Annotated in this window: 6 protein-coding genes; 1 reads left to right on the top strand and 5 read right to left on the bottom strand. The window is 67.7% G+C overall.

Features of this window, described 5'->3' with window-relative positions:
- Positions 1–30: 30 nt before the first annotated feature.
- The 5 genes from A39O_RS0122780 to A39O_RS0122800 form a co-directional block, all read right to left on the bottom strand.
- The gene (locus A39O_RS0122780) at positions 31–882 is read right to left on the bottom strand and encodes a CheR family methyltransferase (protein ID WP_020506980.1); all 852 of its coding nucleotides are present in this window, start codon (positions 880–882) and stop codon (positions 31–33) included.
- On the bottom strand, positions 872–1,168 hold the full coding sequence (locus tag A39O_RS0122785) for an STAS domain-containing protein (RefSeq protein ID WP_020506981.1): 297 nt from the start codon (positions 1,166–1,168) through the stop codon (positions 872–874). Before A39O_RS0122785 ends, A39O_RS0122780 begins: the two co-directional genes overlap by 11 nt.
- Positions 1,168–3,249, bottom strand: coding sequence for a methyl-accepting chemotaxis protein (locus A39O_RS43245; RefSeq protein WP_020506982.1), 2,082 nt, complete (start codon positions 3,247–3,249; stop codon positions 1,168–1,170). Before A39O_RS43245 ends, A39O_RS0122785 begins: the two co-directional genes overlap by 1 nt.
- Before the next feature lie 77 nt (positions 3,250–3,326).
- Complete coding sequence (locus A39O_RS0122795; RefSeq protein WP_020506983.1) at positions 3,327–3,833, bottom strand: chemotaxis protein CheW; 507 nt, start codon at positions 3,831–3,833, stop codon at positions 3,327–3,329.
- Between the two features lie 33 nt (positions 3,834–3,866).
- Complete coding sequence (locus A39O_RS0122800; protein WP_020506984.1) at positions 3,867–9,437, bottom strand: alpha-2-macroglobulin family protein; 5,571 nt, start codon at positions 9,435–9,437, stop codon at positions 3,867–3,869.
- A 545-nt stretch (positions 9,438–9,982) separates the two neighbouring features.
- On the opposite strand from A39O_RS0122800, the gene A39O_RS0122805 reads away from it, so the two are divergent.
- On the top strand, positions 9,983–11,029 hold the full coding sequence (locus A39O_RS0122805) for an IgGFc-binding protein (protein WP_020506985.1): 1,047 nt from the start codon (positions 9,983–9,985) through the stop codon (positions 11,027–11,029).
- Positions 11,030–11,303: the final 274 nt, after the last annotated feature.

Here is an 11,303-nt window from a genome sequence, read left to right on the forward strand (position 1 = left end):
CATGACACCGAGCGGCGCGCCTTATCCGCCCTACAAGGGAGCCGGTTTTGTAGGGTGGACAAGTGCATAGACGGTACGCGCAACCGGTCGGAAACGCGGCGCCAGCCCGATCAGCGATTCCGCGTGGCCCAGGAACAAGTGCCCATCCTCCGCGAGTCGATCGGCGAGCCGCTCAACCAGCACCCGCTTGGTCGGCGCATCGAAATAGATCATGACGTTGCGGCAAAAGATCGCATCGTATTCGCGGCGCAGCGGCCAATCGCCGATCAGATTGAGCCGTCTGAAATCGACCAGCGCCCGCACCTCCGGGCGCATGCGGATGTGCCCTTCCTGAGCGCCCCGCCCCCGCAACACCCACCGGCGCCAGGGCAACCGGGTCAGACAACCCATCTGCTCGGTGGTGTAGACGGCCGCTTGCGCCTGCTCCAGGGCCTGGGTATCCAGGTCGGTGGCGAGGATGCGCAAATCCCGTCGCTGCACGTCGGGCAGCCGTTCCAGCAGCACCATGGCGATGGAATAGGGCTCTTCACCGGTGGCGCAGCCGGCGGACCAGATGCGGATCGGGACCCCCGGCCGGGCGGCCCAGCGCGGCACCAGATGGTCCGCCAGGTAGTCGAAATGGTGCGCTTCGCGGAAGAACCCGGTGAGATTGGTGGTGATGGCATTGATGAGTTCGATCAGTTCGCTGCCGTCATCCTCACGCAGCCGTGCCACATACGCTTTGAAGTCCGTGAGGCCCAGCAGGCGCAGGCGCCGGGCCAGACGCGCGTAGAACATTTCGAACTTGCCATCGGTGACGACGATCCCGGTGTGGTCGACCACCAACCGGCGCAGCGCCATGAAGTCGGCGCGCGTGAAAGCGTACTCACGCTTAGCCGGCATCGGGCCGGACGTCCGCGGTGAGACCCAGCGGGGCCGTCAGGCCGAGCAGGGCCGCGCCGCTCAACAGCGCCGGACTGGCACCGGTCCACTGGACCGCTATCCCGCGGGCGGCGGCATCCCGACACAACACCGCGAGCAGTTGCAGACCGGCGGTGTCGATCGCCGCGACCGCGCGGCCGTCCAGCCGCAGGCCGCGATGGCTGCCGAGCAGCCCCAGGAGTTGCTGCCGCAGGGGTTCGAGATCACCGATCGTGAGCGCTGCCGGCAGCACCAGTGCGGCGTCCATCAGAACTCGGTCCACTCGTCGTCACGGTGATCGAAGACCCGACCCGAACGGGACGCCTCAGGCCGCGACCGGGCGCGGGCCGACCGATCCCCGGCACGTCCGCCGCCATGACCCAGGGCGTAGGTCGGCGACCTGGGGGACGGTAATGCATCCTGCGCGGACTGGGGTGCAGCTCCGGGCTCCCCATCCCCCGTCCGGAAGAAGGCGACGGCCCGCTGCAGTTCGCGCGCCTGATCGTCCAGCGCGGCGGCGGCGGCAGCCGCTTCCTCCACCAGTGCCGCATTTTGCTGGGTGACCTCGTCCATCTGCAAGACCGCCTTGTTCACCTGCTCGATGCCGATCGATTGCTCACGACTGGCCGCGCTGATCTCCGCCACCACGTCGCTGACCTCCTGCACCGCGGTGACGATCTCGCGCAGGGACGCACCGGATTCCTTCACCAGACGGCTGCCCTCCTCGATCCGGCTGACGCTGGCGGAGATCAGATTCTTGATCTCCTTGGCCGCGTCGGCACTGCGGTGCGCCAGTTGACGCACCTCACCCGAGACCACGGCGAACCCACGCCCGTGTTCTCCGGCACGCGCCGCCTCCACCGCCGCGTTCAGGGCCAGGATGTTGGTCTGGAACGCAATCCCGTCGATAACGCCGATGATGTCCGCGATCTGCCGGCTGCTCGCGTTGATCTGCGTCATCGCCTCGACCGTCTGCGCCACCACTTCGCCCCCGTGCTGCGCACGCGCCTTTGCAACCAGCGCCAATTGATTGGCCCGCTCGGCATGGTCGGCGTTCTGGCGCACGGTTCCGGTCAGTTCCTCCATGCTGGAGGCGGTTTCCTCCAGAGACGCTGCCTGCTCCTCGGTGCGGCTGCTCAAATCCATGTTTCCCTTGGCGATCTCACCGGCGGCACCGGCCACTTGATCGGTGGCCGCGCGCACGTCGCCGACCACGCCGCGCAAGCGCTCCACCATCTGATCCATCGCCTGCATCAATTGGCCGAGCTCGTCTCCGGAGCGGCGGCGCAGATGCTGATCCAGGTTGCCCTGGGCGATTCCCTCGGAGAGCGTCAATGCCTCGTCGACGGGACGCGTGATGCCCCGCGCGGTCAAACTGGCGGCCAGCGCGATGCCCAGCATGGACAAGACCGCGACCGCGAGATAGACCAGGGTGAGCCGATCGACGGCCGCGAACGACTCGCTCTTATCCTTGTCGACGATCAACCCCCAGGTCAGACCGGGGACGATCTCCACTGGTCCAAAGGCGGCGAGCACGGGTTCGCCGCGATAGTCCAGGGTCAGCAGGGTCGCGGTCTGACCGGCCAGCGCCGCACGACTGGCCTGGGTATCCACACCGTTGCGTTCCACGGTGCCGGTCAACGACGCCGCGACCGAGCGCTCCTCGTGGTCCAGCCGGACACCGGAGCGCAGCCGTTTGTCCGGGCCGACCAGGTACGCCTCACCAGTGGCACCCATCCCCGCGCGTTCCTGCATGATCGCGTCGATCGCATCGGACGCCAACTGCAGGACCAGCACGCCCGCAAACCCATTGCCGCCCGCGAAGGTCTCGCCCAGGAAGGCGGCCGGGGCATTGTTGGCGGGGGTAAAGGGCGCGAAGTCGACGAAGATCACACCGGTCTGGGTGTTGCCGGTGCGCCCGTCACGCTCGCGCACCTGCCGGAATACCCGGCCGAGACCCGTCTGCGCATAGGCCGCCGCGGTCACATCGGCCCCGCGCAATGCCGCGGCCCCGACGCTTTGCAGCACCCGCCCGTCGCGATCGATCAGGTAGAGGGCGGCGAAGCCGCGCCGGGCGGCAAAGCGCTGCAAAAAGTCTTCAGGGGGCGGCGCGGACAGTTGGGAGAGCACGTCAGCCAGAATCTGCGTACTGGCGACACGGCCCTGCATGAACTGCACCACGGCCGTCTGTTTATTGACGCGCGCGCTCTTGAGGGCGTCGAACACCCCGTTGGTCATCGCCTCGCTGGCGATCCGGAAGGTCAAGACACCACCGATGGCCAGCGGCACGAGCCCGATGAGCCAGAACGCGATCAACAGCCGGTTGCGAAGCTTCAGATTCTTGAACATGTCTGCCCCTCGGTGGGCGTGGCGGTGTGAAAAGAGCGGTTGGCGATCCGCCGTCGGCCGTCAACGGTGTGATCAGGTCACGCGGTTGCGGCCATGCCTTCTCCCAGCGCCAGTTCCAGCAAGCGATCGCTGTCCAGCAGCACGATCATCCGGCCGGGGACCTCCGCCAGCCCGACCACGAAGGAGCGCTCGATCGGGCCGCCCAAATCCGGCGGCGGCCGGATCAGCGCCTCATTCAGGCTGTGCTCATCACAGACCGCATCGACCACCATCCCCACCACCTTCGCCTGATCGCCCTGGCCCAGGTTCACCACGATGACGACGGTGCGCGGACCATAGGGTTGGGCCGGCAGCCCGAGCCGCTCACGCAGGTCGATGATGGGCACGACACTGCCGCGCAGATTGATGACTCCCTTGACGAAGGCCGGCGTGTTGGGCAGCGGAGTCGCCGGCTCCCACACGCGGATCTCCCGTACCTTAAGGATGTCGAGCCCATACTCGGCATCGGCGAGTTGGAAGGTCAGAAATTGGCGGATCGCCCCTCCGGTGATGGCGGGGGCCGGCGCCTGGTCGGGACGCTGCATGGGTTTACCAATCGATGAAGAGCGTTAGGAGTGTCAGGGACCCGCCCCCGTAACCACCGTGCTCCCGGCCCCGGTCCAGGCCCGCCGCGCCGGGTCGTACATGTCCTCAACCGCCGCGGGCGGATGCGCGTAGGACCCCGGGGTGACGGCCCGCACCAGATAGCCCAGTTGGAACTCGGTCGGGTCGTCGGCGTCGCGGTCCACGGCGGCGATGAAGCGGTCCGAGCGGAATTCCTGGTGGGCCGGGGTGTCGAGCAGGTTCAGCCCGGGCACGGCGCCGATGTCCCCGGACTTGAGCAGGTTGGGATTGTCGATCTCCAGACCGGCGGGCAATGGATCATCGACGATCAAGCGCGCCGCCTGTTGGCGGTTCGCGCGCACCGTGACGACGGCCAACAGCCGGCGGCCCTGGGGCAGGCTGGTCAACTCGGTGCGTCGACCGTCCAGATCATAGTAGGCGCGCTCGATGACATAGCCGTCGCCGCCGGCGGGCGGCGCGATTCGGGGGACGCCCAGGGTGCCGACCATGGCATCCACCGGCTGAGTTCCCAGGTTCGCGATGACCACGGGGGCGGCGCCGAGCCGGGCGTCGTCGAAGTGGCCGAACCAGGCTCCCTTGACCGGCGTGCCGTCGACCGCGAGCGCGAGCCCCGCCCCGCTCGTGTTCAGGGCTTGGGCCGCGAGCAGCAGCCAGGTGTTGTCCTGGGTGCTGCGCCAGGTTTGGCGGGCGGCCAGGTCCTGGACCTGGCCGGCCAGGGCGCGCAGGTCCAGGGCGGTACTGCCGGACTCGGCGGCCAGGGCCAGCACGGCGGCGGCATCACGCAGGGGTGAGCCGTAATCGGCACGCCAACCGGTGACCGCCGGCGATCCGTTCAGGGCCGCGGCGGCTGCATTCAGGGCCTGGTCGGCGCGCGTCCGGTCACCATAGAGCGCCAGCGCGGCGCCGATCTGGGCTTGTGCCATCGGTGACCCCAGATCGCCGAGCCGCTCGTCGGCGAGATAGCGCAGGTCGCCGATGGAGGCACGGCCGTTGCGGGCCAGCACATAGACGGCATAGGCGTCCGCCGGCCCCGGATTGGTATAGGCGCCGCGATTCTTGAGGTTATCCAGGACCGCGTCCAGGGCCGCCTGGGGAACCGCGAAGCCGCGTTCGCGGGCACGGGTCAGGAAGTCGGTGGCGAACGCGGACAACCAGAGGTCTTCGCCGCCCGGACTCCAGGCCCCGAAACTGCCGTCAGCCGAGGTATTCGCCAGGATGCGGGTGATGGCGTCGCCGATCCGCGGGCCGACCGCGGCATCGCCGCGCAAGCCCGCGGCCAGCGCGACCTCGTCCAGATAGAGCAGCGGCAGCGCGCGGCTGGTCAGTTGCTCGGTGCAGCCGTGGGGATAGCGGTCGAGGGCGCGCAGGATGCCGGCAATGTCGAGCCGACCGGCGCGGCTGACCGAGACCAGGACCTCCCCGGTACCCGGCACCAGACCCTTGAGCAGATCCGCGCTCAGGCGCAGGTCGCCGCCGCCGGGAGCCAGTTCATGCCGGGTCGTGTTGAACTGGGCCGGGGCATTGTCACGGACCCCGAGGGTCAGACGCTTGGACAGGGCCACACCGGTCGGTGTGGTGACGCGCACCACCAGCGTCTCGTCACCGACGGCGAGCGCCTCCAGCGGGAAGCTGAGATCCTGACGAACGCCGGGGTCCAGATCGATGCGGTGACTGACCTGCGAGGCGGTCTTGAGCAAACCGCGTTCGGCGGTGATCTCGACCTCGGCGCTGGTGGCGGCCGTGGGCGCCGCGCCGGGCTGGGGAGCGGTGTCCGCCTCCACCAGGGTGAGCCCGAGCAGCAGCCGCGAGCGATCTCCGGGCGCGAGGAAGCGCGGCAGGCTGGCGCTCACCACCACCGGGTCGCGCACCAGGGCATCCGCCACCCCGTGGCCCACACCCGCGGCGGTCCAAGCCATGGCCATCAACCGCACGGTACCGTTGAAATCCGGAATCGGGACCTGGACCAGGGCCTGACCCTGCGCATCCAGCCGCACGACACCCGAGAAATAGGCCATCAATTCCTCGCTGGGCGGCGGTGCCAGCATGCGCATCCCGCCGCCGTCACCGCCGGAACGCACCACGCCGGGGGCGCCCTGCATCCGATCGATCAACTGACCGTAGAGGTCGCGAAATTCCAGGCCCAGGCGACGCTGGCCGAAGTACCAGGTGTCCGGTTCCGGCGGCTGATAGCCGGTGACATTGAGGATGCCCTGATCTACCGCGGCCAGGGTGACATAGGCCTCGGTACCGGGTTCGAGATTGGGGATCGCGACGCGCACCGGCAGGCTGCCGCGGGGACGGATGCCGGGGTCGACACCCAGGTCGATCCTGAGGCGGCGCTCCTGCGGATCGACGCCGGCCCAGGCCAGCCCGATGGCCCGACCCGGCATCCGCCGGGCGGCCAGATCCATCGGCCGATAGACGGCCGCGGTGACATAGGCGCCGGGGCCCCAGTCGGCGGTGACCGGCAGTTCCAGGGTCGCACCCGCGGCCGGCACGGCAACCGCCTGCATGGTGATCAGGCGGTCATCCACCACCATCACCAGCGCCAGGCTGGGTTCGGCGGTCTTGCCGCGCGGCTCGAGATGCACCCGCGCCCGCTCGCCCACCCGATAGCTTGGTTTGTCCAGGGACAGCTTGATCTGATCCGGCGTATCGGCCGCGCGCGGCGCCACATACCAACCGGCCTCGAAGCCCAGGCTGGCGGGCAGCAGGTCAGCGGCGTCGATACGCAGCCGGTAGGCGCCCCAGGCCACCGGGGCCTCGATCCGCCCGGGGCTGTCCGCGTCCAGCGTCAGAGTGCCGCTGGCCACCCGCTTGGTCCGCTCGACCGGCTCATAGTCAAAGCTGCCGTCCGCACCGCGATACCACTGGAAGTCCGATTCGATCCGCTCCAGGGTCCAGGCCAGTCCGCCGGCGGCCCGGCGCGTCCCGTCACTCGCCAGGGCGATGACCTCGAATCCGGCGGTACCGCCCTCCTCCACTTCCCCCTCGAACAGCGGCCGGACGCCGATGCGCGCCTGGCCGTCGAGCACCGGCAGGCTCAGGCTGCGCTCCACCGGCCGACCACCCGCGTCCAGCACCCGCACCAGCAGGTCGGCGGTCAGCAGCCGGCTGGTCGGGGTCAGTTCGGGCAGCAGAATTTGGATCTCAGCCGCGCCGGCCGCGTCCGTGGTCACGGGGTCGAGCGGTTGCTGCGCCGTCTCCGGTGCATCATCTACGAGACCGAAGCGGTAGCCGGGATAGGCGGCGAGGCTTTCAGCCACCTTGACCAGGGTCTCGCCCTCGACCTTGAGTCCGGCGGCGGGCGCGCCGTACAGGAAGCGCGCCGTGATCGGCAGGCTCGCCAGGGCGCGCGGGTCGAGCCCGGCACCTGGGGCCTGGAGCGCGAAATCCAGCCGCTCGGGCTGGAAGTCTTCCACCAGGAAGGTCGTCTGTGCCAGCGGCTCGCCCTTGGGATCGGCATAGGCCAGCGCACGCCAGGTACCGCGCTGCGCGGACCCGGTGAGCACCAGATCCGCCTGATGACCGCCGAGGCCGGTGTCCTCTACCTGCATCCGCTCGCGCTCCACCCCGTCGGGGCGGCGAATCACCAACGTCAACGGCACGCCGGCGACCGCCCGCGCCTGCGGGTCGCGCACCAGGGCGGTCAGATGCACCGTCTCGCCGGGCCGATAGACGCCGCGTTCGGCCGTCAGGAACAGATCCAGCGGCTTGGGCGCGGGGCGGCCCTCGACGCCACGGTCGGAAAGGTCGAATGGATTGCGGGTCAGATCCAGGAAGCCGTAGTCACCATCGGCCGCCTCGGCGGTCACCAGCACCGGCGCATTGCCGCCGCTGCCGCGCAGCAGACCGGGTTCGAAGCGGGCGTAACCGGCGCTGTCGGTGGCGGCCGTTCCCAGCACCTCGTTGTTGCGGGCGACCAGCCGCAGCTTCACCCCGGCAACCGGGGCCGCGCTGGAGAGTGACCGCACCAGGGTGTGCAGTCCGTCGTTGCCGGTCAGCGTGGTCAGACCCAGATCGGACACCACGAACCACTGGGTGGCGACCGCTGACGAACACCCGTCCTCACACGACTGACTTTGCCCGGGGGTCAGGAGGCGGGCGGGTTTGGCGGTCAGTGCGTAGACACCGGGTTTGAGATCCGGCACCAGGGCACCGACCGGAATGGCCGTGGTGACCTCCTGGTTCAACTGACCCTGAACCTCGACGGTCCCGGTCCAGATTTCCGCACCGCTCTGATCCGCGATCTGCTCGGATTGATAGGGTTCGAGCTGTTTGAGAAAGGGCCCATCCCCCAACGCCGACGCGATGGAGCGGTCGCCGATACGGTAGACCTTGGCTTCCAACCGGTCGGCATTCACCGAGACCACCGGGATCGCGGCCTCGCCGCCCTTGGGCAGCACATAGGCGCGGCCCGCGAAGCGCGCCGCGGGGGAACGGTCGCCGACCTTGATGTCCAGGTCGACCGTCTGCTGGAGCGTCTCACCCGTAGTCGCGGGCAGACCTTGCCGCACCTGGACGGCATAGCGCCCCCCGTGGCTCACGCCATCGACACAGATCTGACGCTCCTCGACTTCCACCGCGAGGCCCTGGCCGTCCGGGACCTTCACGAAATCCGCCAGATCGGGCTTGCGCCGCTCCAGCGCCTCGGAGAATTCGATGCAGACGCGCGGCGTGGCGCTCTCCGCATCCACTCGATGATTCGTGATACGGAACCCGTGATCGGCCCGGAGCTTGTCCAGATCCTTGCGCGCCGCCGGGTCCTCCTGCACGGCCAGGGCGGCGGTCAAGGCGCCCATGGCCGGACGCCACTGCTCGCGAACCTGGAGGGCGCGCCCCAGGGCCAGCAGCGACTGAACCCGCTGGGCCTCGTTCGTGGCCGTGAGATAGGCATTGACCGCAGCGGCACTGGCCTGCGCCTTGCGCTGTTGCCGCAGGTTCCAGTCGTCGGGCTGTGCGGCAGCCAGTGTCTCGGACAGGCCGACCCACAGTGTCGAGTCGTCCGGGGCCAGGCGCACCGCCGCCGCGGCGAGACTCACCGCCGGCTCGCCGTTGCCCGTCCCACGGGCGGCGCGCAGGGCCGCCGCCAATTCAGGCAAGCCCTGATCTTTCAGCGTCTTCAAGGCATCCGGCGCCATCAGACCGGTGAGACCCTGAGCCAGTTTGCCGGCCGCGGCCAGGGTATCCGCCGGGAGGAACCCCAGATCGGCGGCGCGACGCTCGGCCAGGCTGGCGCCTGCCCCGTCCACCACCCGTCCGGAGATAGCCCCCACGAAAGTCCGCAGATCGCGAAACTGATCCTTGAGGAAACACCAGCGCGCCTTGGTGTTATAGGTGAACGCGCGGCAATTGGCCGTCGTGAGACAGGCCGTCTCGCAGGCCGCCAGATCCACGTCTTTCAGCACCTGGATATCGCGGCCGTAATAGTCCGCGTCCTCGATCACCAGCAACTGACGGCTGGGCGCCGGGGCCGCCAGTGTCCAGGCGGGCACCAGTGCGGCCAACAGCAGCCAGAGCGGGAATGACAGCGGGACACGCCGCGAAAACCTGAGGCCGGACATGGAACAACTCCTGTCGAGTAGTGGGCGCACCTGATCAGTATAGAGCCTGTCGCCCGCGCGGGCACGCAGGGCTTAAGGGATCTAGGTCAAATGGCCAAAGTCGAGAGGTAGTCCTGTGATCTGTCGGAGAGGCTCCGCAACATTGACAGGAAAAAATTGAGAACTCGATTGGTTACCGCTTACTGCACGCTGCGCGGACTCGTAGATTGCAGCACTATCCCTTGCTTACCGCGTCAAACCCCCCGACTTCCGGCCGAATCCCTCCGTACGAACGTCACCAGGGCACGAATATTGCTTAGGTTGCGTTTAAGCCTGGATCCATTATTATCCGCGCGGCGCGCTCGGCCATACCCGGAGAGCGGCTGTGTCGTCGTGTGACGCGGGCCGTGAGCCGTTCCCCAAGCACCGGCCGCGGTGGACACGATCTGCTCTTCCAACAGGGTGCAGACGAATAACAAGAATTATGCACAACCAAAAAATGAGAGAGGGAAGGAGTGATGAGATCCAACTCGAAGTCAACGCACAGATCAAGATGGCGGCCAGGTTTGATCCTGAGCGCCCTGGCACTCGCCGGCATCGTCCGCATCGCCGCAGCAGCGGCACCGCCCGTCCAGTTTTTCTATGCACCCTTCCCGGAAGACCAGCTCTTGGCTGGACTCCAAGCGATCGAGTCGGGCGGTCCGGACGTCGACCCGGTTGCGCCGATGCAGACCTACATATCGTTGGCGGCGATCGCCGACGGGACCATCATCTATTACGACCATTGGGAGGACGGCTACGAAGCCGACATCGACGCGCCGACGCAGTCGACCACCAAGATCTGGGGTGACGGCAACAGCGCCAACGGCTTTCCGCCCGGCGTCCCCTCGGACCTGATCAATGCGGGTACGGTTGTTGTCATGAACAACCCCGTGCCGCTGCCGCGGAGCCCAACCGAGATCCTGTTCGACGGTCGCGACAAGATCGCCGCGTCCAAGACCATCTCGATGACCAAGACCGGCTGGGCCTCAGGCTCCAACACCCTGCTCGCCGGCAGCGTGGAGATGTTCGACACGGACAACTGGGGGATCGATTACATCGTCCCGGTCGGCGAGGATATTCCCGCGTCGACCGGCTATGAGATGTTCGAGTATACGGGCCTGGTGATCCTGGCCCGCGACGACGCTACGACCATCAACATCGACGCCGACGCAAATGGCGTCTTCGAAACCAGCCTGGTGCTGGCCGAGGGCCAGAGCCACCAGGTCAACGGCGGTGTGTCGGTCGGTGCCCGCGTGACCTCCGACAAGCCGGTGCAAGTGGACCTGCTGACCGGGGACATCGCATCCAGCTACGAGAGCCGCGACACCGCCCTGCTGCCGACCAATCTCTGGACCGGAAGCTATTACACTCCGGTCTCGACGACCAGCGATGGCGGAGGTATAGGAATCCCATCGACGGCGGTCTGGCTTTACAACCCTGCAGCCTCCGCGATCACCGTCGCCTACCAATATCGGTCCGGCGGGATCGTTCAAAGTTCCAGTACGTCCGTCCCGGCAGGCAGCTACACCAAGGTTATCCTGAACAACGGGACCGGATACGAATGGCACTAATTTAGTCTAACAGACTGAAAATAATAGGGGCCAACCCGCAAGAGTGGTAGGCTGAAGGTTGCGACACCCAACCCATCACCCTGCGAGCCAGCCCCCATGCATCCTAACCANCGCGCCGCGACGCAGCAACGTGTCCTTGAGGAGGCCGCGCGGATCGACACCGGCGGATTCTTTAATTTGTTGACCGGCCCGCAGCTGCTCGATCACGTCGCCGCGTTGGTGCCGGCCCATCGTGAGCGGGCCTTTCCCCCGACGAAGACCTTGGCGATGTTCA

This window comes from Lamprocystis purpurea DSM 4197 (genome assembly GCF_000379525.1).
GTDB classification, from domain to species: domain Bacteria; phylum Pseudomonadota; class Gammaproteobacteria; order Chromatiales; family Chromatiaceae; genus Thiodictyon; species Thiodictyon purpureum.